This window comes from Myxococcales bacterium (assembly GCA_016716835.1).
In the GTDB taxonomy this organism is placed as follows: domain Bacteria; phylum Myxococcota_A; class Polyangia; order Haliangiales; family Haliangiaceae; genus JADJUW01.
This window is the reverse complement of the sequence record JADJUW010000001.1, coordinates 2,014,912-2,041,245: the sequence shown is the minus strand read 5'-3', so window position 1 is coordinate 2,041,245 and position 26,334 is coordinate 2,014,912. Positions and strand designations below refer to the sequence as shown.

The window sequence follows — 26,334 nt, the reverse complement described above, 5'->3', positions numbered from 1 at the left end:
GTCTATCTCCCAGCAAAGAGGAACCATGGGACTCGCCGACTTTTTTCGCCCGAAATACAAACACAGCGACAGCTCAATCCGCCGCGCCGCGGTGCAAGAGCTAACCAGCGACGATGCCGACGTGCTGGTGCAGATCGCTAAAACCGATCAAGACGCTGCGATCCGCAAGCTCGCGATTGAGCGCCTCGACAAGCCGCGCCTCCTCGCCGACATCGCGAGCGCGCAAACCGACAAGGCCGTGCGCGAGCTGGCGACCTCCAAGGCCGCCGATCTATGGGTAACGCAAGCGTGTGCGGCCGACGACTCCGCCACCGAGGCCCTGCACACCCTGATTTCCATGGGCCAGGAGTCCGCGTTGATCGCCGTCGCCTTGCGTGCCACGAATCCCGCGCTGCGCGGGCAAGCCTTCGCCGCCATTTCCTCCCCTAAGGCCTTGGCCGAACTCGCGAAATCGGCTGCGCCGCTGGAACGACGAACCGCCGCCGTGGCGCAACTCACCGATGTCGCGGCCTTGCGCGCCATCGCGATGGAGGCAGATCGCGAGATCGGCAGCGCCGCCGTCGACAAGCTCGCTGATGCCGAGGCGCTGGAAGCCGTTGCCACTAAGGCCAAGAACAAACAAGTGCGTGGGCGCGCGCGCAAGATCTTGACTGATCGCGGGGAACAGCAACGCGCGGCGTCTTCGTCCGACGACACCGCGCGGCGCGCCCACGCCGAGGCGTCGCAGTTGGTTAAGCAAGCTGAGGAACTCGCCGAGCGATTTGATTTTGCGGTGGCAGGCGAGGAACTCGCGGCGCTTGGCGACGCTTGGCAGCCCGTAGCAAATGTCGATGGCGCGCTGAAAGCTCGCTGGGAAAAAGCGGGCAAGCGCTTCGCAGATCGCGCGGCCATGGCCGACGGCACGCGCAGGCCGGCGCGGCGCGCAAACACCAATACGGCGCCGTCGCCTAGTGACGACGCCGAACGCAATCTCGCCGTTATCAGCGGCGTCGACGACCTATCGTCGGTCGCCGATCGCGAGGCCGAACGCGCCGCGCATCGCGAGCATCGCCTCGCCGCCGCTAGCGAAAAGGCGCGCAAGGCCAAAGAGGCCGAGGAACGCGCCGACCACCTGGCCACCGCGCTGCGCGCCATGCTCGGCGATCTGGAAGCGTTAGCTGATTCATCGGACCTAAAGCAAATCGACCGCGCGCTGACCGATGCGGCCAAGGCGTTTGAAAAAGTCGGCGATGCCGCCGCGGACGAGCGCGAGGCGCTGCGTACCCGTTATGGCAAGATTCGCGGCCAGCTCGTGGTGCGCGTGCGCGACATGCGCGAGTCGCTCGAGTGGGAGCGCCTGCACAACGTGCCCAAGCAAGAGGCGCTCATCGCCGAGGCGTTGGCGCTTTCAACAGCCGAACTTGGCGAGGGGGATTTGCGCCAGCTCGGCAATAAGCTCAAGGAGCTGCAAGCGCGGTGGAAGGTCGTCGGCGCGGTGCCCAAGAGCAAGGCCGACGAATTGTGGGGCCGCTTCAAGGCTGCCTCCGATCAGGTCTATGAGCGCGTCAAGGGCGAGCGTGGCAAGGAGCAAGAGCGCTTTGCCGTTCACGCCGCCAAGAAAGAAGAACTCATCACCAAGGCCGAGGCGTTGGCGGAGAGCACCGAATGGAGCACAACGTCGGAGGCCTTTCGCCAATTGCAGGCGGAATGGAAGGCGTCGGGCCACGTGCCCAAGCAGCAAGGCGACGAGCTGTGGCGACGATTTCGCGCCGCGTGCGATCGCTTCTTTGATGCGCGCAAGCCGGTGGTTGAGGCGGAGCGCGCCGATCAAGATCGCGCCGCCCAGGCGCGCGAGCAGTTGTGCCTTAAGATGGAGAGCCTCGTCGCGGCCGCGCCGGTGGACGACAGCTGGGGCAAAACGATCGGCCAATTCAAGGATTTGCAAACCGCGTGGAAAGACACCGGCCGCGTGCCAGGGCGCCAGGCCGCGGCTTTGTGGAATCGGTTTAAGGCGGCGGGCGATGCGCTCTTTGCCAAGCGCGACGGCGCACGCGATGCCGAGGCACTTGCGTCCCAGGCCGAGCTGACCGAGTTGGCGGCGCAGGTTAGCGCGGCGCTTGCGGCCAGCGAAGGCGTTGGCGGGCTTACGCTCGCCGTGCGCGCCAAGGTCGCCGATTTGGCCGAGCGCGAGATTCGCCCAGATGCGGCGCTCCGCGCGCAGCTAGACCAATTGGTGCTGCACGCCATGCAAACCGATCCTGTCGGCCTGCGCGGCAGCGACCTCGACCCCGAGGTGATGAAGAAGGCGCGGACGTCGCTCATTGCCAGCGTGCGATCGCTCTTGCCTAAGGCCTCGCCAACGTTACGCGGCGACGAAACCTCGGCGCAAATCGCGGACATCTTGCGCCAAGCCATCGCGCAAAATGCGCTCGGTATTCGGCAAGACCACCGCTCACCCAATGAGGCGGCGGACGACTTTGTCGCGCAGTGGCGCGAACTCGGACCAACCATCGACAGCGACGGCACCGCCGCGCAGCGCGAGTTTGATGAGGTTATCGCCTCCTTGCGCGCGCTCGACGACGGACGCCACGCCGACCGCGAGGGTGGCGAGCGATCGCCGCGCGAGCCGCGCGAAGGCCGCGAAAACCGTGACGGTCGCCGCGATCGCAACGACCGAGGCGATCGCAACGATCGCGGACCGCGCGATGGTAACCGCGGTGAGCGCGCGGCGCGCCCTGCGCCGGTGGTGCCTGCTGCGGCCGTTGTCGCGGCGCCTGCAGCCGCCGCCGTTGCCACCGCGCCAGCCGCAGCGGCGCCCGTTGCTGCGGCGCCCGTCACCCCCGCACCGGCCGCCGAACTTACGGCGCCGGTGTTGCCCGACGTGATCGAACCGGTCGCGGCCATCGCGCCGCCGCGCGCGGCGCGTCCAACCCCGGCCTTTATGTTCGACGCGGTCGACGATGGTTGGGACGATGCGGCTAAGCCGACGCCAGGCGATTCCGCTCCTACCGCCGGCGAAATGGCCGGCGATGGCGCCGTCCCCGACGACTCCGATGCCGACTAGCCGACGCGGTCGACGACGCCTTTGACGCCTTGTTTTTTTGAACAGTGCGCGCAGCAGAAGAATTTCCCGTCGGCTTCGATGCCGTGGCCAAGGATTCTGCAGCCGCAGTGGTCGCAGGTGGGAGCCAAGACGTGAGCGGCACATTCAAAGGAATCAAACACGAACGTGCGGTCGTTCATCGTGACCTCAAAAACCTTGTCATAGTTGTTGCCGCAGCCGTGACACATTTTCATCGTTGCGCACCTTGAGCGTCAAATGCCAGTTGGCCCGGCTGACCTGACGCGTGCGACCGTCCAATAACTACATTTGGGTCGGTCGCGGGATTGCCGGTGCCGGGTGGGTCGCCGATAGGGTTTGGCATGGGTTCGCCGGGCTGCGAAGGCCGGGGTGGCGGATCCACCTGCGGGATCGGCTGTGGAACGGGCTGCATAGGAGGTTGTATCTCGGGCTCGCCCTGTGGCGTCGGGGATGGAACGGGCGCTCCAGGCGTCACCGCGAGACGTGACCACCCCGTTCTGTCTACGAGCAGCTGCTTGTAGCGCCGGCTGGTTTCGAGATTTACGATCGTGAACTCCATGGCAATGCTCCTTGGTAACGTGATGTGTGTGATTCCTAATTATGATTTGCAGCGTGTCTTGTCGGACGCGTCTGCGACGGTTCGATGCCGTGTGTTCTTTCGCGGTGCGGTCTTGCGGTTGCGATGGCGTCGCTGCCTTTAGTCGATGGCGCGTGGCATGCTCATGGTTCTGCAATAAGCGTGCGCAGCTCGAACGTAGGTGGGTCAAGCTCGCCGAGCACAAGGTAGGGCGCGCGGGTGACACACTGGGCGCTTGCGCCCGATTCGGACGCCTAAAAACTGGGCTGGTGGGGAGCAGGGGGCAATGGTCTCGCCGTGCCGATAGCCAGCATAGTGCCTGGGCATCTCGACCTCGCGGTATTTAGCCGAAGAAGGGCCAGTGTTCGCTGCCGGTTAGCAGCGCACGCATTTCAGCGCAGCGAGCCGGCACGTCTTTAGAGAGCGGCGCTCGATGCCCTGGGCAGACGTGTTCGATCGGCAGCTCTAAGCACTTGCGCATGGACTGCCGCGCATCCTGGAGGTTTAGCGTAACGGAGCGCGCCATAAACCTCAGGTTGCCGCCAATGACCGCGAGGGCATCGCCTGCAAAGAGCACGCGTTCGGGTTCGTAGAAAAAACTTACGTGGCCTTTGGTGTGACCGGGCGTGGCAATGACCATGACATCTTCTTCGATCTGATCGCCGTCATTGACAAGCACGTCGGCTTTGACGGCTCTTGGCGTCGCCTCGCCAAGCAACCCTTTGAGCAGCACTAGCGGGCCAAACTCTGGCACCCGCGCCGCCAACCATCCGCGAACGCCGCCAGAGGCCGTCGTCCGCAGCAGTTCAGGTTCATCGCCAGCGTGATAATAAATTTTTGCCGATGCTTGTTCCTGGACAACCTGCGCGCCTGCCGCGTGATCGTTGTGCCAATGTGTAACCAACACCGCCGCAACATCCTTGATCGTCGCGTCAAACGCCCGCGCGAGGGCGTCCCTTACGTCTTGCGCCGATGAGTCCATGCCGGCGTCAACCATGACAATTTGTCCGTTGGCCCGTCGGACGAGATACGAGCACGTGAGATAGGACCGGCGCCGAAAGCACCAAACACTCGGCGTGACCTGGAACACCTGCAGCTTCATGCCGGGCGTTTGTATCACGTATTGAACGGTGGCTAGCTGCAGCGCAAGCAGCCCAAAGGCCTACCGCGCACCATCATCGATGGTGGTGAAGGTTGAATTGGGTGTGCGTGGCGCCCCGACCGGCCTTACGTGGCGAGCTCTGCTACCATTTCGCCGAGCTGATGTAACGTCTGCGTCCAGCCTGCATGCGCACCGCGCGTCGACTCGTCGTCACGCGAGTATACTTGGTGCCCCGAGAGCGTGGTCTTGCCATCGCGCTCGACCAAGGTCACGGTGGTGGTTACTTCCAGCCCGCCATGGATGCGCGCGACGTAGACAATGCGCTCGTTGGGGATCACTTCGGTGAACGTCGCAACCATGGGGAACTCCATGCCGTCGGGCGTGCGCATGGTGACGTTGAAGGCGCCGCCCGGGCGCAGATCGACCTCGCAAGCAGGCGTGGTCAACGGCGCCGGCGTAAACCAGCGCGCGACGTACTCAGCCTTGCTCCAGGCTTTGAAGACGAGATGCTTGGGCGCATCGAACACGCGGCTAATGCGAAATTGCGGCGTCGCGCGCACGGCAACCATCAGCTCATCGAGTTGTTCATACGTCTGGTTCATGCCTTCTTCCATGCCACTGGCCAGCGCGCCGTCTAACGCTGCTTTGTTTGGATACACCTCGCGTGCCGAGACGGTGGTGAATTCGCCTTGCTCGATGAAGGCGATGGTCAACGTCGCCTCGCCCGGCACGCCCTCGAAGCGCTGGGTGTAGACCAAGCGGGTGGGGCGCTCGATTTCGAGATAGGTGCCGCTAAACGCATAGCGCTCGGTTTCGCCGCGGCCAATGACGTAGCGATACGTCCCCTGCGGCCGGACATCGCCAACGCACTCGACCATGCGCACGCCGCGCTGAGCAGGAGCCCACCACAGCTTGACGAATTCCGGCTGCGTCCACGCATCAAACACGTGGTGTGCCTTAGCGTGGAAGGTGCGGTCGATGGCCAGCTCGGTGTCTGAAATTCGGCGCAGGCTGGAGGTGCGTAGGCCCGACAAAGGCGCTTGGGTGGTGGTGGCGGTGGATTCATTTTTTGCGGGCATTGGTTTTCTCCTTGGCTTTGAGTTCTTGGACAACGACGTCGAGGGCATCCATGCGCTCGTCCCAGATGCGGCGATAGCGCTCCAGCCAATCGTTCATTTCGCGAAGTGGCTCGGCGCGCAGCGCGTACAGGCGCTGTTGCGCGCGGGCCTCCACGTCTACGAGATGTGCCTCCTTAAGGATGCGCAGATGCTTTGAGACCTGCGGCTGGCGCAGGCGCAACGCGGTGCCGATGGCGCCAACCCCGCGCGGGCCGTTGCGCAAATACTCGACGATGCGAAAGCGATTTGGCTCGGCGAGCGCCGACAGGGTTGCGAGCATGAATTTATATTCCCATAAGGGAATATGCCAGTCAAGGAATATACTGCGACAGTGCGCGCCTACATGCGCGGTTGTTTGCGCCGTGCACGTTCGATAAGCCACGTGACGACCGGCATCAGCGCAATGGCCGGCAGGACGTAAAAAATGGGATCGTCCCACGCCGCGCCGCGCGGGCGATAGACTCCGCCATGAGCCAGACATGCCGCGAGGTAGATCGCCATGATGCCGACGCCGCACCCTCGCCACAGGCCAAGCTCGATGAGCGGCGTCTCCCGCGCGCGCGCCGATGAGCTGGCCGCGAGATGCGCTAGCCGCGGCGCGTCCCATATCAACAACGCCACGGTGGCCAACCACATGCCGCTGGCGACGATGGCCGTGGGATAGACCTGTGTGCTCCAACAAAACGCGACGATGGCGGTGAGCATGGGCAAGGCAATCACGGCACCGAGCAGCGCCCACGTTTGCGTCAGCAGCAGCGTCGCCGCGACAAGCTGCACCACGCCCACAAACTCATAGAACCAGCCGGTGGCGAAAAATGCGTGCAAAAAATCGTGAAATCGCCCGACGTTGGTCGGCTCGGTAAATGGCTGGCCGAGCACTTTTTTGATCGCCGCGGGTAGAAACGCAAAGCCAATTAGCAGGCGCAGGTTGGCGGCCAAGAGGTGCAGGCCGCGCCTGCCGCGCAGCCTCTCAAGCCCGTCGAGCAGTCGCGCGAGGTCCCTCATGCCTGGCCCCCGGTGGCTGCTTGGTCACGCACGCGCAGACCTTCTCACATTATAAGGGCCCTGGGTGCGGAGAGATGGCACGTGCGTGGATCGGCGAGAAATAAAAGTGGGGCGCGTAAGAGCGTGCATGAGAAACAATTTGGTTAGCGTCGCCGCGGGCGTCTTCATCATCGTATTTGCCACCGTTGGTTGCGCGACGGGGGCCGTCGGTGCTGAGGGCCTTGATGCGACAGATGCGCCGGCACCTGTGCACGCGCCCGCTGACTGCGAAGGCCTGCCGTGCGACGCGGTCTATGTCGATGCGTTGCACGGCGACGACGCCGCGGCGGGGACGCGCGACGCCCCCAAGCGCAGCATTCAATGGGGCATCGCGGTGGCGGCCTTGCAAGGCAAGGTCGTTTTCGTACGCGCGGGCGACTACCATGGAGCGGTCATTATGGAGAGCGGCGTCGATGTCTACGGCGGGTTCGATGTGTCGTGGCAGCGAGGCGGCGATGCCACAGCGCGAACATTATTAATTGGCGCCTCCCCGGCCGTTTTATTCGAGGATTTGGCGTTACCGACGCTGCTCGATGGCATCAGCGTTCGCAGCCTCAACGCCACGGCGCCGGGCGCTAGCTCGATCGGGATCGCGATTTCGTCGGCCCAAGCGCGTTTGCGCGATGTCAATGTCATCGCCGGCAGGGGCGCCGACGGCAGGGCCGGGGCAGCGGGCGCGCAAGGCACCGCGGGCGGGATGGGGGGAAAGGGCAAGCCAGGTTGCGAACACTCCGGCTCGCCGGTTTGTGGGTTTTGCTTGCAGCCCACGGGTGGCCTCGGCGGCGCTTCGAGTTGTGGTCGCAAGGGCGGCGTGGGTGGCTGGCCCGCAGTCGGTAGTTCGAGCGGAGGCAGCGGAGGCAATGGCCTTGTTGCGACCGTTGGTGGCGTCGGCGGCGCGTATAGCGGAAATGGCGGGTCTGGGCGACATGGGGCAGCGGGTGCTGATGGCGTTGGTGGGATAGCCGGCGCTGCCATCGGCACATTTTCGGCGTGGCAATACGTGCCGGCCCGCGGTGGCAATGGCGGGCAAGGCAATCCCGGCCACGGCGGCGGCGGCGGTGGCGGAGGGGGTGGTGGCGACTATTTGTGCGATAGCTTTGGATCGTCGGGCGGCGGCGGTGGTGGCGGCGGCTGTGCCGGCACGGGTGGCGTTGGCGGCGGCGGCGGTGGCGGATCGTTTGGCATTGTCATTAGTGAGGCCGAGGTATGGATGGATCGCGTTTCGATCGCCGCTCATGATGGAGGCAAGGGAGGCAACGGTGGCGTCGCGGGCACCGGTGGCGCGGGCGGCCAAGGCGGTGCGGGCGGCGTCTACGGCGGATCGAGCAGCCAAGACGACGCGGGAATGGGTGGGGCCGGAGGGCGGGGCGGCAATGGTGGTCGCGGCGGCCACGGCGGTGGCGGCGGAGGTGGCCCTTCGGTGGCGTTGGCCTGCCTTGCCAATGCACTGCTAACGCCACATCAGCTCGTGCTAGCCGCGGGTAGCGGCGGCGTTGGAGGGGACGCTTACTTGGGCGCGGCGGCCGGACAATCTGGGTTTGTGGGGCAATCGTGGCAATGCCCCTCGTTTTGACCGCGCATGCCGCGACGAGTTACGCTACGGTAGCTCGGTGTATAAGCACGTTCTTGCCGCGATCGACGTCGTCGAAGACGTGCAGCCAGCCTTAGATGAAGCGCTGCGGCTCTGCGTTGCGGCTGGCGCCAGGCTTGCCGTCGTGCACGTGGTGACGCCGTATCAATATCCATCGCAATGGATGGGCCCTGCCTTGCAACTCTTGCCGCAATACCGCGAGCAGGTAGCGGCGTGGATGAGCAACACGGAAAAACAAGTACGGGCGCTGGTCGAGACGCAGCAGCAGGTCGTTGGCTATGCGGGCGAGATCGAAGTCATTGTGCGCCAGGGGCCGGCGGCGGATGGCATCGCCGATTGCGTTGCGCAAGGGCACTACGATTTGCTGGTGATGGCGGCGCACGCGCGGCGCGGCCTGGGTCGGGCGCTGCTTGGTTCGGTGACAGACGCTATTTTAAGGCGGGTTGAGATTCCGGTGTTGGTGGTGCGTGCGCGTGCCAAGCACGCCTAGTGCCAAGGCAGTAGCCCCGTTAGATCACCCCGCGCACCGCGATAATCACGAGCAACCCTGCGCCGACGTAGCGGACGGCGCGGCCAAAGCGCGCAAACAGCGCGGCGCCGGCAAAAAAAGCCGCGGCGCAGCCAATAAATGTGACGCCGCCAATTAAGGCGGCGGCGGGCAGCGGGTCAAAGCCAAGCGCGGGAAAGGTCGCGCCCGCCACAAGAGCATCAATGCTGGTGGCGATCGCGATGATGAAATATTTCGCGACGGTCGGGGCCGGACCGGCAACAACGTCGCCATCGTCGCCATCGTCGCCACGCGCGAGGCGCCACGCCAAGATGAGAAAGACCGCGGCGGCAAGATAGTTGGTCCATGTCGCCAATGAGGTCGCGAACCCGCCGAGCCAAGCGCCTAGCAGCGGCATTAGCCCCTGGGCCAACCCCGTCGCACCTGCGAGGATCATGCCGTGGCGAAGCTGGCGAGTTTGCGAGCCGATGACCGCGGCGACAAGCACCGCATCGGCGGCGAGCGCAACCGCGAGCATCCACAGCGACGGGTCCATCATGGCGCGGCAGGGGGGCGACGCAGCGCGCGGGAGATGCGCACCGCCAGCATAATAAGCACCGCAAACGCGGCGACGCCGAGCACGCCCCACACCCAATCAAATGCCGACTTGAGCACCACGAGAAACACGATGGCGACCAAGAGAATCGTGGCGACCTCGTTCCACAACCGCAATTGGAACGACGTCAGGCGAAAGCGTCCCGCGGCGAGCGCGGTGCGCAAGCGGCCACAGATGATGTGGTAGCCAAGCAACACGGCGACAAAGCCGAGCTTGACGTGCATCCAGCCAAAATCGAGCCAGGCGCGCTGCAGGTGAAGCATCAGCAAGCCGCTGCCGATGGTGAGCAGCATCGCGGGCATCATGATGACCTGCCAAAGCAGGCGTTCCATGAGGACAAATTGGCTGGAGAGCACGGAGGCCTCGGCTGGCGCGCGGCGCTGCGCCTCGGTGTGATATATGAACAATCGCGGCAGATAAAAAAGTCCCGCAAACCAACTGACCACAAAGATGATGTGGACGGCTTTGACGTGGCCGTAGTAGGCGGCGAGCATGAGGCGGCGACTATACCGCACATTACATTGTCAAGGCGTCGGCTGTGTGCTCGACTGCCGCGGTGAGGCGATCGCTTACGTGGGTTATCGGCTTGATAGTTGCTGGCGGTGGTTGCGCGCACGGCTCGGCACGGCAATCGGCCCCATTGCGCGCTGAGTTCCGCGATGCGGTTGGTGCGGAGCTGCCGATGACCTTGCTGAAACAGGCCGAGGTGGACGCCATGCTCGAAGCACCGCTCACCCTGGCTGCGGCGCAAACGCTTGCTCTCGGCAACCATCGCGAGATCGCCAAGCAATGGGCGCTCGTGGCCTCGTCGCGCGGCATGGCGATGGATGCGTGGAAGCCGGCGGCGCTTAGCCTGCATGGCACGTATCACCCTGGATCCGCGGAACGCTTTGAGATCGACATCATGCAAGATCTAACGTCGCTGATCGGCGCGCCCGCACGCCATGGCGAGGCGCGGGCTGGCCTGCGCGGCGCACAGTTGGCGCTGCTCAGCGCGGCCTATGAGGTGCTGCGCGAGGCGAGCTGGGCATATTACGAGGCCCAGGCGGCGAAAACCTCACTGGCGCTGGCGCGCGAGGCGCTTGACGCGGCGGCGGCAGGCGCGACCTTGGCGCAGCGTCTGCGCGACGCCGGCAATATCACCGAGTTATTTTTGCTGCAGGCCAAGGATGCCCACGAGGCAATGCGGCAGGTGGTCTGGCAACGCGAAACACAGGTCGCTATTGCGAGCGCGGCGCTCGCCCGTGCGTTGGGGGTGCGGCAAGGAACACGTCTGACGCTCGGTAGTGATGCACTTGAGCTGCCCAAGGCTGCGCCCGATTTGCAGGCTCTGCCTGATCAAGCTGCGAAGGCCAACTTGCGCGTGCGCGGCGCGGTGGCCCGGGCCGATGCAGCGACCAGCGCGCGCTCAGCGTCGAGCGTGAGGCAATGGCTGCCATCGCTCGGCGTCGGCGTATCCGCGTCCTATGGCGACGAGGGTTGGGAGCTCGGCCCCGCGGCGGCGATTTCGTTGCCCTTATTTGGCCAGGGTCGCGGTGCGCGGCAGGTCGCCAATGCCGCGATGCGCGTGGCCGGATTTGATGTGGAGCTCGCGGCCAGTGAGTTGGCGGCCGCGGTCGCCGCTGCGCAGGCGCGGGTCGCGTCGGCGCATGCGCGGGCGCGCCATCTCGCGACCGTCATGGTGCCGCTGCGCGAACAAACCTTGGCGGCGGCGGTGCTGCAATACAACGCGATGGCGCAAGGCCCATTCGAGTTGCTCATGGCGCGGCAGCGCACGCTTGAGGCGCAGCTGATGCTCATCGACGTCAGCAAAGAATTTTGGCAAGCCATCGCAGATGTCGAGGCGCTGCGACGCGGCCATGTGCCCAACGGCGCGGCAGCCGCGGCGCCCGCCGCGCCGATCGGCGATCAAGCAGCCGCAGCGGCGAGTCACTAAGCAGATGCTTGTAGAAAGGCGGGCCCCATGAAATTAACCAGACGAGAATTAGTAGGCGGTGGCTTGTTTGTCGGGGCGACGCTTGCGGCGCGGCAAGCGGGGGCGCAGACCCAGGGCACGCAGGCACTAACGTCTTCGCAGGCGCCCGCGTCACCGCCAATGGCTTCCTCGGTAGGGCGCGGCGAACGAGGCCTCGTGGTGCCCAACGGCGCGCTGCTGCCTAGCTCGCGCAAACGCGATGCGCGGGTGTTTCATCTGATCGCCGAGGAATTCGATCACGAAATCATGAAGGGCCTCGTGATCAAGGCGTGGGGCTTCAATGGCCACACGCCGGGCCCAGTCATCGAGGGCATCGTCGGCGAGCGCGTGGTGATCTATGTCAGCAACAAGCTGCCGGCGCCGACCTCGGTGCACTGGCATGGCCTCGTGCTTCCAAGTGGCATGGATGGCGTCGCCGGGCTGCATCAGCGCCGCATCGCGCCGGGCCAGACCTTTCGCTACGAGTTCGTCCTCGATCGCGCGGGCACCTTTATGTATCACTCGCAGTGCGATGAGATGACGCAGATTGCGCTTGGGATGGTTGGCATGCTCATCGTGCGGCCGCGCGGCGACCGCGGCGCCGATCGCGAATACAGCCTGATGTCGCACGAATGGAAGATCTTGCCTGGCGCGGCACGCCCCGACCCCAGCGCCATGAGCGACTTCAACGTGCTCACGTTCAACGGCAAGGCCTTTCCCGCTACCGAGCCGCTGCACGCCGAGTTGGGCGAGACCGTGCGCATCCACCTCGGCAACATGGGGCCGATGGATCACCACTCCATTCATATTCACGGCACGTGGTTTGACGTCGTCGCGACCGATGGCGGCGTGGTGCCGCGCAGCGCCCGCGTGCCCGAGACCACCACGTTGCTGCCGGTGGGTGCAACTCGCACCATTGAATTTGTCGCGCGCGCGCCGGGCGATTGGCCGCTGCATTGTCATATGACCCACCACGCGATGAACCAGATGGGGCATGGCTCGCCCAACATGGTGGGTGTCGATACCCGCGGCGTCGGCGGCCAGATCATGCGTCACGCGCCTGGCTATATGCCAATGGGGCAGACCGGCATGTGGGACATGGCCGAAATGGAAATGCCCGTCCCCGCCAACTCGGTCGCGATGCGAGGCGGGCTTGGCCCCCACGGCATCATCGACATGGGCGGCATGTTCACCGTAATTAAGGTGCGGCGCCAGGGAGATACGTTCGACGGCTGGTATCCTCATGGTGGAGATGCCACCGCACGCGAGGCCAGCGCCGCAGACCTCGCCGCTGATGGCATCGTGCTAAAATGAAAATGGCCGCGCCGTCGCTACCCTACATTGGCTCGGCGGCAGCTACGTCGGCTAGCTCTTGCCACCGCGCGTAGAGGTGTTCGACCTCGCGGCGCGCCGCCTCGAGCCCGGTGGTCAACTTGGCAATCTCGCCGCGGCGCGTGCGATGCGTCTCGGGATCGTTGAGCACCGCCTCGGCGTCGGTGACCGCGGTTTCGGCGGCCAAGATGGTCGCCTCCATGGCGGCGAGCTCGGCACGCTCTTTGAACGTCAGCTTGCGTGGGCGATCTTTGGTGGCGCGGCCGCGACTTGCGCCGCTGGCGGTTGATGTGGTGCCGGCCGTGTTGCCGGCCAACGCCGCCGCTTGTTCGCCCTTGCGCTTCTCGGCATAGCTCGTGTAGCTGCCCTCGTAGAACTCGGCGTACCCATCGCCTTCTAGCGCTAAGATGCCGGTGACGACGCGATCGAGAAACCAGCGGTCGTGCGACACAATCAGCGCGCAGCCCGGAAAGTTGATCAGCGCGTCTTCGAGCGCGCCGAGGGTGACGATATCCAGGTCGTTGGTGGGTTCGTCGAGCACCAGCACGTTGCCGCCGCGGCGCAGCAGCTTGGCGAGCTGGACGCGATTGCGCTCTCCGCCCGATAGCTGGCCCACCCGCGTCATGCCCGAAGGGTCCGGAAAGAGCATCATCTTGAGAAACGTCCGCACGTGCACCCGCTCGTCGGGCAGCTCCACGTAGTCGCTGCCATCGGCGACTTCTTGCAGCACCGTGGCGTTGTCGTCGAGCGCGCTGCGCGATTGGTCCATGTAGGCGATCTGCGTATTTTGCCCCAGCTTGACCGTGCCGGCATCCGGCGGCAGCTCGCCCAAGATGGTGCGAATGAGCGTGGTCTTGCCGACGCCATTGGGGCCGACGATGCCAATGCGGTCACCTGGCTTCATCGTCAGCGTCAGGTTGCTAAACAGGCGTTTGTCGCCGTGCGACTTAGTGACGCCTTTGAGTTCGATAATGGTGCCTCCTAGGCGCGGACCGGGCGGCAGCCGCAGCGCCAGCTTGCGCGTCGCCTCATCGGGCGAGGGGGCGGCGGCCAGCGCGTCGTCAAAGCGCTCGATCCGCGCCTTGGCCTTGGTGCCGCGCGCCTGCGGGGCACGCCGGATCCACTCGATTTCGCGGCGCACAAACATCGAGCGCTCGTGCTCGTGTTGGCTGGCGACCGTGTGGCGCTCTGCCTGCTTAAACAAAAACTCAGTGTAATCACCGGGGTAGTTATAGGAAACGCCGTGCTCGATCTCGACGATGCGGCTCGCCACCCGATCGAGAAAATACCGATCGTGCGTCACCAAGAGCAGCGCGCCAGCAAAACCGGTTAGGTGTTGCTCGAGCCACTCGATCGTCTGCATGTCGAGGTGGTTGGTCGGTTCGTCCAGGCACAGCACATCGGGCGCGCACAGCAGCGCGGCGCCTAGGGCGACCCGGCGTCGCTCCCCAATCGAAGTGGAATCAATGCGCGTGTTCATCGGCGGCATCGCCATCCTCGAGTGGATCGACGCGATGTCGTGTGCCGCGGCGCCGCTGCCATCCAGCACGCTTTGCACGGTCGCCTCGCTGGCAAACGCAGGCTCCTGCGCGACGTAACGCACGACCAGGCCCTTGCGCCACGTAATCACGCCATCATCAGGCTCCATCGCCTCGCGTTCGGCGGTGCTCATCGGCGCGCCACCGGGCAGGGCGCTCGCCTGCTCAGCACCGCCGATCGCGCACACCAACATGCGCAGCAGGGTGGATTTACCGCTGCCGTTGGCGCCAATCAGCGCCACACGCTCGCGCTCGGCGATCGCAAACGAGACGCCCTTAAGCAACTGCCTGGTGCCGAAGCGCTTGGTGACGCCTTGCACGGTTAGGATCGTCGACATAAGGCGGTGGCATTACCACAGATTTGTGCGGACGGGCTGTCGCGAGGCGCTGTCTAAGCGCCGGACCTACTCGACGGCAACGGGCTCGAGGTCGAGACCGCCGGGATACCAATAGCTGGTGTAGTCGCCATAGCCATAGACGCTGATGCCGAATTTCTCGCTCGAGGTCATTTCATGATTGCCGTCGCCGCTGTTGTCGAGCGCGACGCGCGCGACCGCCCAACCCGTGGCGCCTACGGGTTCAAATCCGACCACTGGCAAACCATCGAGCAGCACCGACGCGCCGGTGGGTGCCACGACATTGACGTAGTTGGTGGCGTAGTTGACCGGTGCGTGAAAAAGGTAGTCGTTACGCCACTGCTCGATTGGCGCCGCAAGCGCCATCGCCGGATCACCAGTGCCAACCAGATCGGCGCCAAGCATGTATTGCATCACTAGGATGGGCTTGTTGCTCGTGATTTCAACATCTCGATCGGTCTGAAATTCGATAAATTCGCCGGCTTGGTCGAGTTGCGTCGCCGCCCCTACGATCGCCGGCGCATAACTTATTTCGGTATCGTCTTCGACCGCGACGACGCGCACGATATAGGGCGCCGCGACGCTGAGGGCCTGTGGCGAGGTGGTAACGTAGGCGTCGCGCAGCGTATTGACCGGGAATAGCACTTCCTCAATATGATCGCAGGCGGTGATGTTCATCGGGATGTTGGTGCAGTTATGGCCCCCGATGACCTGCACGGGCTTGTCCGCGGTAACGCGCGTACCCGTGAGGTCTCCGGTCGTGCCGCTCGCGGTGCTGGCCGAGAGTAGCTGCAGCAACTCGCCACGCTGCAGGGTGCGCGTAAAAGATTCCCCAGGGCTGCCAAAGGGGGTGGCATAGGCCGTCGTCGAAATCGTGACCTTGGTGTCGTCTTGCGCCGCGGTGATCGCGACTAAGCCGCCAAAGCCGGACCATGTCGGCCACGCGGCGACCATGTAGTCGCGCCCAAGCGCATTGCGCGGCAGCAGCAACGACGCATCGTTGGTGTACGAATAGCTGGTCCCGCTGAAGTAGTCGAGTGGGTTGAACTGGTAGGCGACGACCGGCTGATCGGAGCGCAGCCGATAGACCGCGTCTTGCTCCATCGGCAGGCGCCTGACCTCGACGCCTCGCGCCGCGAGCACAAAGGCATCTGGGCTGCCGCCGCCGACGCGTTCGAGGCGGATATTCGCGTCGGTATCGCCAGCGTTGGCAACGATCACGCCGAAGGTAAAGTCACCAAACAAAAGGGTGTTGTCGGTGATCGTCGGATAGTACTCGCACCCGACGTAGCTGGCGCCGAGGCTCGTCAGCGAGCAATCGCCTCCGCAACGGCCCGCCGCGGTGTCACAGGCCATGCCCTGCACCGGGTCGCATTCGTTGTCGTCAAAACCGCTGCCGTCGGCGCGGCAAATGTGCTCGACGCCGCCATCGCATGAACTTTGGAAGGGCGTGCACACCGTGCAGCCGATATCCGTGACACAGCCAAATTCGCAGCTTTCGTACTTTACCCACGTGTCTTGCTGGCAGGTATAGACGGCCTGGCCTTCGCCGTCGGGAAAACAGCCGATGGCGCCTTGGTCACAGCCGCTTGGAATCGTGCCGGGCGCCGGGTTGGTTGGCCCGCAACCGCAAACCAGCAAGCCCACAACCCACGCCAACACGACCTTGCCTTGAATGCTTCTCATTTCGGCGGACCCTAGCGGGCCGGCCCCGGCGGCTCAACGCAATTCGACACCACGGGCACCCTGTTTTGCGGCAGATCTACGTGAAGGGGAATCACTAGGTTGGTCGTTGTGTGCTAAGAGACGCCGGTGATCGCATTTTCCAGCGTCAGCAAACAGTACGGGGGGCAAATCCTCTTTACCGATGCCTCGTTTCAATTCAACGCCGGCGAGAAAATTGGCTTGGTCGGCGCCAATGGGGCCGGCAAGAGCACGGTGTTTCGCATGATCGTCGGCGCCGAGGCGCCAGACGATGGCGTGGTCGAGCGACCCAAGAAGCTGACCATCGGCTATTTTCGCCAGGACGTCGGCGAGATGGCCGGCAAGACCATCTTGGAAGAGGCCATCTTTGGCGCTGGCGAGGTTGCCGAACTCGGCGAAAAGTTGGCGCAGCTCACCGCGCGCATGGAGGCCGCGGGCGACGACCTCGAGCAGGTGATCGAGCAGTTCTCCGACGTGCAGGCGCACTATCAGGCGCTCGGTGGCTACGAGCTCGAGAGCAATGCACAAACCATCTTGCATGGCCTTGGCTTTGCGCAGGCGCAGCTCGGCAACGACGTAGGTACGCTCTCGGGCGGATGGAAGATGCGCGTCGCGCTGGCTAAGATCTTGCTCGCCAAGCCCGAGGTGCTGCTGCTCGATGAGCCGACCAACTACCTCGATATTGAATCCATCTTGTGGCTGGAGGATTTCCTCAAGGCTTACGACGGCTGCGTGGTGATGACGTGCCACGATCGCGATATCATGAATCGCGTCGTCAAGAAGATCGTCGAGATCGACGGCGGCGAGATTCGCGTCTATACCGGCAACTACGATTTCTACGAGGCGCAGCGCGCGCAAGAAGTGGTGCAGCGCGAGGCGGCCTACGCCCGCCAACAATCCATGCTCGCCAAGGAGAGCCGCTTCATCGAGCGCTTTGCCGCCCACGCCGCCAAGTCGGCGCAGGTGCAGTCGCGGGTCAAGCGCCTCGATAAGATCGAAAAGGTTGAGCCGCCGCGTCGGCTCATCGAAAAGTCTTTTGAGTTTCGCACCCCGCCGCGTTCGGGCGATGACGTGATTCGCCTCGCCGCCGTCACCAAGCGCTATGGCGAGCGCGTGGTGCACAACGCCTTTACCATGACCGTGCAGCGCAAAGAGCGCTGGGCGATCATGGGCGAAAACGGCGCCGGCAAGACCACGTTGCTCAAGATGATGGCCGGCAAAGTAGCGCCCGACGCGGGCGTGGCCGAACTCGGCGCGGCGGTGACGATGGGCTATTACGCGCAAAACGTGATGGAAGAAATGTCGTCAGATCGCACGGTCTTTGAGGAGCTGCAAGAGCATGCCCCGGCTGCCAACATTGGCACCATCCGCAACCTCGCCGGCGCCTTTGGCTTCCACGGCGACGACGTGCAAAAGCCGGTGCGCGTGCTCTCCGGCGGCGAAAAGGCTAGGGTGGCGCTCGCCAAGATTCTCTACGACGCGCCTAATCTGCTCGTGCTCGACGAACCGACCAACCATTTGGACATCGTCACCAAGCGCGCCCTCGTCAACGCGCTCAAGGAATACGAAGGCACGCTAGTCTTCGTCTCCCACGACCGGCAGTTCCTGCGCGCCCTCTGCACCAAGGTCCTCGAACTAACCTCCGCCGGCCCCCGCATCTACCCCGGCACCTACGACGAATACGTCACCTCCACCGGCCGCGAAGCCCCTGGCATGCGCGCGAATATCGCTTAAGCAGGGTCACTCCAAGGTGCCTTTTTCGGTGTAATTTCGATGAGCTAGCATGGCTACTGCGTAGTCACTGTTGGTGTACGCACTCACGCACCACCTGTCATGACTAACCGCAATGTACATTGTATTTCTGGGCGAGAGTGCCCGCGCCATCTCAAGTCATTCTCTATATAAAACGGAATCGGCGCGGGTGCTCAATCATGGTGAACCGAAAAAAACAGAGTGGTTTCATTGAAAGTGTCAAACGCATTTCGCCCCGTCGGATTGTCTCGTTACCCTTGAGTAAACTGTTTGACGAATCGGGAAACGATCTCCCCGCGATAGCAATGGGCTCAATAAAAAAGAGGAATGTTGCTAGCAGGATAAGCGCAGCTTCTTGTCAACTTGTTGTTGCTCGTCTGAACTGTTCGCTTCAATTCGTACCACCGAAAGATTCTGAAAAGTTTTGGCGAGAGATAGAGGATCATGTCGCAGAAGATCCTGATGCAGGGTTCGAACTCGATGCCTACCCCAACGCAACGGTATACGTTGCCACGGAATGGGAAGCACCAGAGACGGGAAAACGGTACATCGTTTTCGAGGTACACCACTGAATGCGAATGAAGGGTCACTCTCGGCCCAAAATTCCTCGGCTATTTCAACTGGTTAACTACGCTACTGCGTTATTACGTTCAAGCGATAGTGACTACGCAGCACCGGATCTAACAAACGGTAATCACAGGCTAATTGGGAGCCTGGAGTGACCCTAGTATTATGCACGCGGCCGAACTATAAGGCTGCATGGCGAAAGGCGTATCGCCGCACTGGGGGCTCGCGCTGCTGCTCGGCATGCTGGCGGCGTTTGCGCCGCTGTCTATCGACATGTATTTGCCGGCCTTGCCGGCCATAGCTCGCGACCTGCAGGCCAGCCGCGCCAACACCGAGCTCACGCTGGCGGCCTTTTTCATCGGGCTGGCGGCGGCGCAGCTGGTGTGGGGACCCATTTCGGATCGCGTGGGGCGGCGGCGCCCGGTTTTATGGGGTCTGGGTCTCTATGTACTCGCCTCGATCGGCTGCGCACTGGCGCGAGATGTCTACGCCTTGATGGGCTTGCGCATCTTGCAGGCTTGCGGCGGGGCAGCGGGCATTGTCGTGGCGCGGGCGCTCGTGCGCGATCTATACAGCGGGCGCGACATCGCTAAGATGCTTTCCATGCAGATGCTTGTCATGGGCGCCGCGCCGATGTTGGCCCCGTTGCTGGGCAGCGCAGTGCTCGGCGTCGCCGGTTGGCGCGCGGTGTTTGCGGTGCTCGCGGGCATCGGTTCCACCTGCGCCGTGGTGGTGTGGCGCTATCTTCCCGAGACGCACCAGGCCGCGACGGATCAGTTCGAGCGCCCGAGTGTGTGGACTCATTTTCGAGCCTTGCTCGCCGATCGCCAATACGTCCGCTATGCGCTCGCCTCCTCGCTGGTCTCGGCGGGGCTTTTTGCCTACGTCACCTCGTCGTCGTTTATTTTTGTCAACGGCCATCACCTGGCGCCGGCGGCGTTTGCCGTGCTCTTCGGCACCAATGCCGCCGGCATGATTGCGGTGTCGCAACTCAACATTCGCTGGCTTGCCGCGCATCCACCAGCGCGCCTGCTGCGCCGCGCGATGCTGGCCTACACCACCGCGGGGGCCGCGATCTGCGCCGCCGCCTGGCTGCGGCCAGAATCGGTCGCGCTGCTCGCCGCCGCCACCTTTGCCATGCTGGCGCCCATCGGCGCCGTTGGCAGCAACGCTGCCGCGCTTGCCCTTGAGCACCATCGCGAGCGAGCAGGCCAGGCCTCAGCGCTCATGGGCACGCTGCAATTTACGTTGTCGGCGGCGGTGTCCGCCATCGTCGGCGCAGCCAGCGACGGCACGGCGCGCGCGCTGGGCATCGCCGTGCTGACCTGCGGCCTGCTGGCGCTGCTTACGGCAGGTTCGCCGCGCCAGGCGTGATGTTCACCGTGGTGACCCAATCGACGTTGTCATCCCCGGAGTCGGCGCCGTTGGTGATGCGCGCCAGCGAGCGGGCAGGGTCGCCGTTGTCGCCGGCAGGCGTCGCGGTGCCGGCAACCAGCGAAACCGGCGCCGCAAAGCCAGTGATGGTCGCGGAGGTGAGGCTGCCTTCATACGACAGGGCGTCGACCAAGGTCTGCGTGGAGGTATCGATCAGCGCGACGCCGTCGGGCGCGCCATTTTGGATAAAGTCGCCCGAGGCGATGATCGACAGCGCGCCGCCCGCGGCGACCGTGCTGTTGTGAATGAGCAAGTAGCCGCCCGCAGGCAACGTCGCGCCCGCATCGGCGAGCGCGAAGCGGTTGTATTCGAGGCCGTTGGCGCCGTTGACCAGGACCACCGCGAGGTTGGCCAACGCCACGTCGCCGCTGGTGCCGTTGTAAATCTCAATAAACGACGCCCCATCGGGCGATGACACCTGGTCGTAGTCGATCTCGTTGATCACCAGGCCGGTCGCACCGGCGCTGACGTTGACCGTGGCTTGCAAGCTAACGCCATCAAGCGTCGCGGTAATTACGGTGCCCGCGCCCGAGGTATCGGTATAGGCGAACGTCGCCGTGCTTTGGCCTGCGGGCACGACGACCGTGGCAGGCAGGGTGCCGCTCACCGGCGTTTGCGACAGCGCAACCACGTGCTCGGCGCCGTCGGCATAGTTCAGCGTCACTGTCAGCGTGACGGTGCCGCCAGCCGCGATCGTCGAGGTCGCGGGCGAGAGGCCCGTAAGGAACGCCGGGCCCGTCGGCAGGGTCGCCACCACATCGGCGGCGCCGCGCGGCTCAAGCTTGGAGTTGCCGTTGCGAAACGCCAGCACGCCGGTGATCGCGTCGTAGCCTTGGCCTAGCGCAGGAAATGGCGAGGTTAGATAAAGAAAGTCATTGATGCGCAAGCCGCCACCGACCACGAATTCGTTGGCCGGCGCGCTATCGCCGCTGCCCAGCGGAGGTGCGATGTCGGTCACGGCGACATCAACCACCGAGACGATCGTGCCCTCGAGCTGCGCCGCACGCGCGCCGCCTGTTGCGACCTCAGCGGGCGTCACGGCAATGGCTGGTGCGAGCGCTTGGCCGCTGCTTAGCACCGTCACGCCGGTGACATTTTGCAGTTGGCGTTGACCAAAGAAGTCGGCCACCGTCGCCGACGACATGACGACGAGGTCGCCAACCGCGAGCGCATGGGTACCGTTGTCGAACACAAAAATGCCGGAGTAGTCTTCGCCGGCATATCCCGCGTCGCTCGACCGTACTTGCAGGTTGAAACCACGCGTGCCGCGCGCGGTAACCACCGCCGCCGGCAAGGCCACCGCCGCGCCAACCGCGACGGTGCCGTTCTTGATCGCGTAGATCGTCGAGCCGCAGGCCTGGCTGCCTGGATTGGCTTGGTTCGGGCACGCATCGCAGAGGTCGCCCTTGCCATCACTATCGGCGTCGGCTTGGTCGGCGTTGGCAAGCTCTGGGCAGTTATCCGCCGCATTGAGCACGCCATCGCCGTCGCTGTCATTTGGGTTAATCGACGAGCAGCTGGTGGTGTCGGCGTTGAGCGGGCAGACGTCGCAGACGTCGCCTTCGCCGTCGGCGTCGAAGTCGCCTTGCGCGCCGTTGTCGACCGGGCGAATTGGATTAAAGACGTTCGGGCAGTTGTCGGCGTCATTGCCGAGGCCGTCACCGTCGAGGTCGCTTGCGGACACGATGCCGGTGTAGGTCGTCGAGCCGTTCACCGAGACCTCGCGTTGCGGCGAGCAGCTCGGCTCATTGTCCGGCGCGCCGCAGAAAAAGATTGGGTACGAGCTGGCATTGGCGGCCTGCAGCGCCGCCAGCGACTTGCCGGCCTCGCTTTGCGCGCAGAGTTGCTTGGCCTCGCCGCACACCTCGATGGCGTCGCAATCGCTCGCGCTGGCGGCGACGACGTCGGCCTCGCCGTATAAGATTTTTCCGCCGCGCATCACCAGCGCCGTGGCCTCGGGCTTGGCAAAGATGGCGGCGCCAAAGTTAGAAAACTCGCCAGCCGCAAAGATCGCGATATCGGCCTGCTTGCCGACGGCTAGCACGCCGGTGACGTCGTCGATGCCCGACGCCATCGCGGCATTCACCGTGACCATCTTCCACAGGTCGCGGTGTGAAAAATAGCCGCCATAGTAGGTGTCGTTGAGATCGGCGGCGCACTGCAGCTCGCGTTGCAAGTTGTACGAGCCGGTTAGCACCCAGTCGGTGCCAATGGTCAGCAGGGTGCCGAGGCGCGCAGCCTGGGTGACCTGCGCGGTGTCGCCATACAGGGTGATATTCGAGCGCGGTGACCAAATCAGCGCGGTGCCGTCGGCAGCCATCTGGCCGTAGTCATTGGCGCGCAGGCCAATGCTATGGATGAAGGCGCTTTGCGGGACCACCAAGTCGCTGCTCAGGCCCGGTGCCGCGGTGTCGTACGAGCCGCTGGCGAGGCAAAGAAACTCGTTGCGCGCCTCGTTGTCGATGCCTTCGGAGACGTGCGGGAAATATGCGTCGTCATTGGCGATAGTGCTCGAGGTATCGGCGTCGCCGCCGTAGTTGCAATCGCTGGTGCGCATCGTGCCGCCGGAGTCGTCGAGCGGAAACGTTTCGAAGTTCACCGGCTTTTGCCCAAGGCCTTCTTGCGCGCTGGCGACATCTAGATTGCGCAGAAACCCCGTCGCGCTGCCCGAACCCACCGTTGAGGTGGCACCGCCAAACAAAAAGCGCAGCTCGCCCCATCGCACTTGGTCCGCGCTTGCGCTGCCAGACGCCGGAATCTTGGTATGTCCGCGAGCGCCGCGGCGCCAGTCGTGGCGGTGTTCGTAACGCTCACCGGTATCGGTGTAGGGGCTGTTTTGCGCGTAGGTAATATGGTCGTGCGTGTTGATCAGGCCCGGCGAAATCGCGGCGCCAGGGCAGGTGATGACCGTGGCCGCACCCGCCTGATCGCCGCAATCGCAGCCGACGCACTCAATGAGGCCGGTCGTGCCTACGAGCACGTGGCCGCCAGCCAACACGCCATCGGGGCCAAGCACGTTGCCAACGAGCAAGCGTTTGCCGTTGGGCGAGGCGGGCACCGTAGTATCGCAGGTGCCGCTTTGCGCGGCGGGCAAGTCGCGACACTGCGTAATCTCGGCGCCGGTGTTGCATTGCGAGGTGTCAAACGCGCAGTCGGCATCGCATCCCAGCGCGCCCGATTCAAAACCTTGGCTTGCACAAGTATTGCCAGCGAGGTCGGCGCCGTCGCAGGCTTCGCCGGTTTGCGCTTGGCTATCGCCACACGTCGGCGAAAAATCGGCGTGGTGCACACGTTGCTGCAGGCATCGTCATTCACGGCGTTGCCGTCGTCGCAGACCTCGCCGCTTTCGAGCTGGCCGTTGCCGCATATTTGCGACGACGACTGGCTGCAGCCGCTGGCAATCAAGCCCCCCATCAGCAGCGCAAACAACCAAATGGAAGAGGCAGCGTGGGCAGGCGTTTTAAATGTGGGCACGGCGGCGTTCTAGCCCGTGGCTACTGCACTTGCACCAAAAAAATTCCGTTCACGCGGCAATGTCGTAGATCCCGACAATTGTTGCAAAATTGTCACGCGGCGAGCCCACGCGCCCAGTGACGCAATTGGCATAAATCCGCGCGGGGCGGCTAGCGCGCACCCCGCCGTTACTAGGCTAGGCCGACGTAGATATCTTGCACGTCATCGTCTTCGTCGAGCGCCTCGAGAAACGCGACGACCTCGGCCTTGGCCGCCTCGTCGAGCGTCACTGGGTTCTTCGCGCGCCAGGCAATCTTGGCAGTGGTCACCACCCAGCCAAGTGCAGTGAGGCCTTTGCTCACGAGATCGACGTCGGTCGGCTCGCTAAAGAAGCGCGTCGCGCCGTCGTCGGCGGCTTCCAAATCTTGCGCGCCGGCCTCAATCGCCGCGGCATCGGCATCGCCGCCGGCCTGCGCGTCGGGTCCCGGCGAGGCCTCAATCATGCCAAGCCGATCGAAATCCCACGCGACCGCGCCCGCCGAACCGAGCTGGCCCTTGCGAAACAAGGTGCGAATGTTGCCGGCGGTGCGATTGCGATTATCGGTAAGGCAATTGACGATCACCGGCACGCGGTGCGGCGTAAAGCCCTCGTACTCGACAGTCTCGAAGTTGGCAGCGTCGTCGAGCTGACCCGAGCCCTTCTTGATCGCGCGATCAATCGTGTCGCGCGGCATCGATTGCTTCTTGGCATTTTCCACCGCGGCGCGCAGCCGCGGGTTGCCGCCGAGGTCCGCGCCGCCCTTGGCCGCGATAATAATTTCGCGTGCGAGCTTGGTGAAGATGCGCCCACGCGCGGCTGCGGTTTCTGATTTACCTGCGATTTTCCATCCGGCGCCCATGGCCCGTTACTATCGCAAAACCGCCGTCGATGGTAGCTTTGCCGCCATGTCTAGCCGGCCGCCCGAGCCCTCTGCCGCCGCCGCCGGGGGCAATCAGCCCGTGCCGCTGCAGCGCGACGCGACGCGGCTTAAGGTGGTGCACCAGCAGCGCGTCACCCGCTTTGGCGATGCCGAGGTTGCGCCCGAGTTTGTCGCCGCGGGCTTGGCACCGAGCGTGCTCGGGTCGGCCTCATCTGGCTGGCAGCGCTTGCTTGAGACCGAGTACGAATCGGTGGTGATCGCAGGCTTTATGACGTCGGCTTTGGCGCGCATCGGGGCACCGCTAGATTTGGTCGGCGCGTTTGGCCGCGTCGTCGAAGACGAGATTCGCCACGTCGATCTGTGCGCGCAGATGGTCGAGACCTTCGGCGGCAAGGCGACCGTGCCGCGCGGCGACGTGCCGCCGTTTCCGGTCAATGCGGCGCGCCCTGGCGATCCAACCGGGCGCGAAGCCGAGTTTGAGATCATCGCCGGCATGGTGGGTTTCTTCTGCGTCTTCGAGCATCTTTCTGGGCTGGTGTTTCGTCAGGCCATTGATGCCGCTGAGGTGCCCAAGGCCAAGTGGGCGCTGTCAGAAATCTTTCGCGATGAAGCCTTCCACGGCGCCTTTGGCTTTGAAACTGCCAAAATACTATGTACCGCGTTGGGACGACGATCGCCGTTCGCGCCTCGCCGACCGCGTGCGCGCCGACATCGCCCGCTTCGAGGCGCGCCTGCGCGACGCCGAGCTTGCCTCGCGCCAGCTCGCCCCCGAGCTGCAAGTTCTCGAGCGTCTCGGCCTGCTTTCGAGCGAGACGCTACTCGCCACATTTTATCACGGCGTCGCGCACGAGCTGGTGCCGCGCCTCGCCGAGCTGGGCGTGCCAATTAGCGTGACGCCGGCACCGCTTGTTTAGTCAGCTGTTGCTTGCCTAAGACGTTTAGTTCCTTCCGGTACCTGCCGCACTGGCGTCGCCACCGTTGCAATAACGTTGTTCCTGCCGCGCGAAGTTCGGGGGACCACTTAGACGTCAGGAGATCGGCTTTGAGGCGTTGCGCGGCAATCAGGTGATCGTGCCAGTCACCTAGCTTATCGATGAGCTCTTCGAGTTCGCGGTCGGTGGCGCGCGCGCCCGGATCGAAATGTAAATAATGCGTGGTCAATTTTCGATTGGCTTCATCGTCTTTGAGCGCTTTTCGCAGGTCGTGGAGTTCTTCCGCGCTGCATCTGCCGATCGCCGCGAGACATTGGTCAATGCGCGTCTGCATGGCCAAAAAATAGCGATCCAGACGCTGTGGGGTGCAGCGCGCTTCAGCTGGCCCAAGCCGCGCCGCAAGCCGTTTCCATGGGAGCAATTTCGTTGTGCGCGCCATCGCCCGAAACCCGCCGCGGGCGACCGCGTATTGCTGCTGAAGATGTCGCGAGTATTGCTGCACAAAGGCCGGGTCCGCCTTGGTGTCGCTCGCCAGCAGGCGTAGTTGCAGCTGGAGCTCTCGAACCAACCCGCCTTGCGCAAACACGCGTCGGTACCGCACGTACATTTTTTTATACGGAAAATCCGGGTCAACCGCTCGTAACAAGCGGAGCGCGGCGCGCAGCTTCTTGAGGTCGACCCGCAGCCGGTGCAGCGATTCCTGCTCGCACCGGTGGGATAAACGCTCCACCCGTTGGGCGATGTCCTCGCAACGGTCGTGCAAATGCTCGAGGAGGGCGCTCATGGGTCAACCCGT

Annotated in this window: 23 protein-coding genes; 8 read left to right on the top strand and 15 right to left on the bottom strand. The window is 64.0% G+C overall.

Annotation, left to right across the window (positions count from 1 at the left end):
- Positions 1-25: 25 nt before the first annotated feature.
- On the top strand, positions 26-3,043 hold the full coding sequence (locus IPL79_09030) for a DUF349 domain-containing protein (protein ID MBK9071128.1): 3,018 nt from the start codon (positions 26-28) through the stop codon (positions 3,041-3,043).
- On the opposite strand, the gene IPL79_09025 is transcribed toward IPL79_09030, so the two are convergent.
- From IPL79_09025 to IPL79_09005, 5 genes are all read right to left on the bottom strand, one after another.
- Positions 3,040-3,276, bottom strand: a complete 237-nt coding sequence (locus tag IPL79_09025; GenBank protein MBK9071127.1) for a hypothetical protein — start codon at positions 3,274-3,276, stop codon at positions 3,040-3,042. The two genes, IPL79_09030 and IPL79_09025, sit on opposite strands and share 4 nt — an antisense overlap.
- A gap of 705 nt (positions 3,277-3,981) precedes the next feature.
- Positions 3,982-4,740 (bottom strand): MBL fold metallo-hydrolase, encoded by a 759-nt coding sequence (locus tag IPL79_09020; protein ID MBK9071126.1) that lies wholly within the window; start codon positions 4,738-4,740, stop codon positions 3,982-3,984.
- Positions 4,741-4,865: 125 nt separating this feature from the next.
- Positions 4,866-5,819 (bottom strand): SRPBCC domain-containing protein, encoded by a 954-nt coding sequence (locus IPL79_09015; protein MBK9071125.1) that lies wholly within the window; start codon positions 5,817-5,819, stop codon positions 4,866-4,868.
- Positions 5,803-6,138 (bottom strand): winged helix-turn-helix transcriptional regulator, encoded by a 336-nt coding sequence (locus IPL79_09010; GenBank protein ID MBK9071124.1) that lies wholly within the window; start codon positions 6,136-6,138, stop codon positions 5,803-5,805. The genes IPL79_09015 and IPL79_09010 overlap by 17 nt, the downstream gene beginning before the upstream one ends.
- Positions 6,139-6,197: 59 nt before the next feature.
- Positions 6,198-6,863, bottom strand: coding sequence for a hypothetical protein (locus tag IPL79_09005; GenBank protein ID MBK9071123.1), 666 nt, complete (start codon positions 6,861-6,863; stop codon positions 6,198-6,200).
- A gap of 127 nt (positions 6,864-6,990) precedes the next feature.
- Between IPL79_09005 and IPL79_09000 the strand changes: the two genes are divergently transcribed.
- Together IPL79_09000 and IPL79_08995 are read left to right on the top strand one after the other, a co-directional pair.
- Positions 6,991-8,475: a hypothetical protein gene (locus IPL79_09000; GenBank protein MBK9071122.1), complete on the top strand. Its 1,485-nt coding sequence runs from the start codon at positions 6,991-6,993 to the stop codon at positions 8,473-8,475.
- Between the two features lie 37 nt (positions 8,476-8,512).
- The gene (locus tag IPL79_08995) at positions 8,513-8,983 is read left to right on the top strand and encodes a universal stress protein (GenBank protein MBK9071121.1); all 471 of its coding nucleotides are present in this window, start codon (positions 8,513-8,515) and stop codon (positions 8,981-8,983) included.
- A gap of 19 nt (positions 8,984-9,002) precedes the next feature.
- On the opposite strand, the gene IPL79_08990 is transcribed toward IPL79_08995, so the two are convergent.
- Both IPL79_08990 and IPL79_08985 read right to left on the bottom strand, forming a co-directional pair.
- Positions 9,003-9,539 carry a manganese efflux pump gene (locus tag IPL79_08990; GenBank protein ID MBK9071120.1) on the bottom strand — a complete coding sequence of 179 codons (537 nt, stop codon included), beginning with the start codon at positions 9,537-9,539 and terminating at the stop codon, positions 9,003-9,005.
- The gene (locus tag IPL79_08985; GenBank protein ID MBK9071119.1) at positions 9,536-10,090 is read right to left on the bottom strand and encodes a CopD family protein; all 555 of its coding nucleotides are present in this window, start codon (positions 10,088-10,090) and stop codon (positions 9,536-9,538) included. Before IPL79_08985 ends, IPL79_08990 begins: the two co-directional genes overlap by 4 nt.
- Positions 10,091-10,278: 188 nt before the next feature.
- Between IPL79_08985 and IPL79_08980 the strand changes: the two genes are divergently transcribed.
- Both IPL79_08980 and IPL79_08975 read left to right on the top strand, forming a co-directional pair.
- Positions 10,279-11,532: a TolC family protein gene (locus IPL79_08980; protein MBK9071118.1), complete on the top strand. Its 1,254-nt coding sequence runs from the start codon at positions 10,279-10,281 to the stop codon at positions 11,530-11,532.
- 27 nt (positions 11,533-11,559) lie between these two features.
- On the top strand, positions 11,560-12,864 hold the full coding sequence (locus IPL79_08975; protein ID MBK9071117.1) for a copper oxidase: 1,305 nt from the start codon (positions 11,560-11,562) through the stop codon (positions 12,862-12,864).
- Between the two features lie 22 nt (positions 12,865-12,886).
- On the opposite strand, the gene IPL79_08970 is transcribed toward IPL79_08975, so the two are convergent.
- Together IPL79_08970 and IPL79_08965 are read right to left on the bottom strand one after the other, a co-directional pair.
- Positions 12,887-14,758: an ATP-binding cassette domain-containing protein gene (locus IPL79_08970; protein MBK9071116.1), complete on the bottom strand. Its 1,872-nt coding sequence runs from the start codon at positions 14,756-14,758 to the stop codon at positions 12,887-12,889.
- Between the two features lie 66 nt (positions 14,759-14,824).
- Entirely contained in the window at positions 14,825-16,462 is a 1,638-nt protein-coding gene (locus IPL79_08965; protein MBK9071115.1) for an IgGFc-binding protein, read from the bottom strand.
- A gap of 126 nt (positions 16,463-16,588) precedes the next feature.
- Here IPL79_08965 and IPL79_08960 point away from each other — a divergent pair, with 126 nt between their 5' ends.
- Both IPL79_08960 and IPL79_08955 read left to right on the top strand, forming a co-directional pair.
- Positions 16,589-18,214: an ABC-F family ATP-binding cassette domain-containing protein gene (locus IPL79_08960; protein ID MBK9071114.1), complete on the top strand. Its 1,626-nt coding sequence runs from the start codon at positions 16,589-16,591 to the stop codon at positions 18,212-18,214.
- 777 nt (positions 18,215-18,991) lie between these two features.
- On the top strand, positions 18,992-20,173 hold the full coding sequence (locus IPL79_08955) for a multidrug effflux MFS transporter (GenBank protein ID MBK9071113.1): 1,182 nt from the start codon (positions 18,992-18,994) through the stop codon (positions 20,171-20,173).
- On the opposite strand, the gene IPL79_08950 is transcribed toward IPL79_08955, so the two are convergent.
- From IPL79_08950 to IPL79_08930, 5 genes are all read right to left on the bottom strand, one after another.
- Positions 20,145-23,291 carry a thrombospondin type 3 repeat-containing protein gene (locus tag IPL79_08950; protein MBK9071112.1) on the bottom strand — a complete coding sequence of 1,049 codons (3,147 nt, stop codon included), beginning with the start codon at positions 23,289-23,291 and terminating at the stop codon, positions 20,145-20,147. The genes IPL79_08955 and IPL79_08950 overlap by 29 nt on opposite strands.
- Positions 23,204-23,647 (bottom strand): hypothetical protein, encoded by a 444-nt coding sequence (locus IPL79_08945; protein MBK9071111.1) that lies wholly within the window; start codon positions 23,645-23,647, stop codon positions 23,204-23,206. Before IPL79_08945 ends, IPL79_08950 begins: the two co-directional genes overlap by 88 nt.
- A 230-nt stretch (positions 23,648-23,877) precedes the next feature.
- On the bottom strand, positions 23,878-24,585 hold the full coding sequence (locus IPL79_08940) for a YebC/PmpR family DNA-binding transcriptional regulator (GenBank protein MBK9071110.1): 708 nt from the start codon (positions 24,583-24,585) through the stop codon (positions 23,878-23,880).
- Between the two features lie 93 nt (positions 24,586-24,678).
- Entirely contained in the window at positions 24,679-24,897 is a 219-nt protein-coding gene (locus IPL79_08935) for a hypothetical protein (protein ID MBK9071109.1), read from the bottom strand.
- Positions 24,898-24,907: 10 nt separating this feature from the next.
- Positions 24,908-25,129, bottom strand: coding sequence for a hypothetical protein (locus tag IPL79_08930; protein MBK9071108.1), 222 nt, complete (start codon positions 25,127-25,129; stop codon positions 24,908-24,910).
- A gap of 82 nt (positions 25,130-25,211) precedes the next feature.
- On the opposite strand from IPL79_08930, the gene IPL79_08925 reads away from it, so the two are divergent.
- Complete coding sequence (locus tag IPL79_08925; protein MBK9071107.1) at positions 25,212-25,520, top strand: hypothetical protein; 309 nt, start codon at positions 25,212-25,214, stop codon at positions 25,518-25,520.
- Here the strand turns inward: IPL79_08925 and IPL79_08920 are convergent.
- The gene (locus IPL79_08920; GenBank protein MBK9071106.1) at positions 25,492-26,322 is read right to left on the bottom strand and encodes a CHAD domain-containing protein; all 831 of its coding nucleotides are present in this window, start codon (positions 26,320-26,322) and stop codon (positions 25,492-25,494) included. The two genes, IPL79_08925 and IPL79_08920, sit on opposite strands and share 29 nt — an antisense overlap.
- Positions 26,323-26,334: the final 12 nt, after the last annotated feature.

What these genes read in the sequence shown, in the direction of transcription:
- IPL79_09030 (MBK9071128.1), top strand. Translation starts at nt 26, where the DNA reads ATGGGACTCGCCGACTTTTTTCGCCCGAAATACAAACACAGCGACAGC.
- IPL79_09025 (MBK9071127.1), bottom strand. Translation starts at nt 3,276, where the DNA reads ATGAAAATGTGTCACGGCTGCGGCAACAACTATGACAAGGTTTTTGAG.
- IPL79_09020 (MBK9071126.1), bottom strand. Translation starts at nt 4,740, where the DNA reads ATGAAGCTGCAGGTGTTCCAGGTCACGCCGAGTGTTTGGTGCTTTCGG.
- IPL79_09015 (MBK9071125.1), bottom strand. Translation starts at nt 5,819, where the DNA reads ATGCCCGCAAAAAATGAATCCACCGCCACCACCACCCAAGCGCCTTTG.
- IPL79_09010 (MBK9071124.1), bottom strand. Translation starts at nt 6,138, where the DNA reads ATGCTCGCAACCCTGTCGGCGCTCGCCGAGCCAAATCGCTTTCGCATC.
- IPL79_09005 (MBK9071123.1), bottom strand. Translation starts at nt 6,863, where the DNA reads ATGAGGGACCTCGCGCGACTGCTCGACGGGCTTGAGAGGCTGCGCGGC.
- IPL79_09000 (MBK9071122.1), top strand. Translation starts at nt 6,991, where the DNA reads ATGAGAAACAATTTGGTTAGCGTCGCCGCGGGCGTCTTCATCATCGTA.
- IPL79_08990 (MBK9071120.1), bottom strand. Translation starts at nt 9,539, where the DNA reads ATGATGGACCCGTCGCTGTGGATGCTCGCGGTTGCGCTCGCCGCCGAT.
- IPL79_08985 (MBK9071119.1), bottom strand. Translation starts at nt 10,090, where the DNA reads ATGCTCGCCGCCTACTACGGCCACGTCAAAGCCGTCCACATCATCTTT.
- IPL79_08980 (MBK9071118.1), top strand. Translation starts at nt 10,279, where the DNA reads ATGACCTTGCTGAAACAGGCCGAGGTGGACGCCATGCTCGAAGCACCG.
- IPL79_08975 (MBK9071117.1), top strand. Translation starts at nt 11,560, where the DNA reads ATGAAATTAACCAGACGAGAATTAGTAGGCGGTGGCTTGTTTGTCGGG.
- IPL79_08970 (MBK9071116.1), bottom strand. Translation starts at nt 14,758, where the DNA reads ATGTCGACGATCCTAACCGTGCAAGGCGTCACCAAGCGCTTCGGCACC.
- IPL79_08965 (MBK9071115.1), bottom strand. Translation starts at nt 16,462, where the DNA reads ATGAGAAGCATTCAAGGCAAGGTCGTGTTGGCGTGGGTTGTGGGCTTG.
- IPL79_08955 (MBK9071113.1), top strand. Translation starts at nt 18,992, where the DNA reads ATGGCGAAAGGCGTATCGCCGCACTGGGGGCTCGCGCTGCTGCTCGGC.
- IPL79_08945 (MBK9071111.1), bottom strand. Translation starts at nt 23,647, where the DNA reads ATGGGGGGCTTGATTGCCAGCGGCTGCAGCCAGTCGTCGTCGCAAATA.
- IPL79_08940 (MBK9071110.1), bottom strand. Translation starts at nt 24,585, where the DNA reads ATGGGCGCCGGATGGAAAATCGCAGGTAAATCAGAAACCGCAGCCGCG.
- IPL79_08935 (MBK9071109.1), bottom strand. Translation starts at nt 24,897, where the DNA reads ATGCGCGCCAAAGCCGACGTCATAAAGCCTGCGATCACCACCGATTCG.
- IPL79_08930 (MBK9071108.1), bottom strand. Translation starts at nt 25,129, where the DNA reads ATGCTCGAAGACGCAGAAGAAACCCACCATGCCGGCGATGATCTCAAA.
- IPL79_08925 (MBK9071107.1), top strand. Translation starts at nt 25,212, where the DNA reads ATGAAGCCTTCCACGGCGCCTTTGGCTTTGAAACTGCCAAAATACTAT.
- IPL79_08920 (MBK9071106.1), bottom strand. Translation starts at nt 26,322, where the DNA reads ATGAGCGCCCTCCTCGAGCATTTGCACGACCGTTGCGAGGACATCGCC.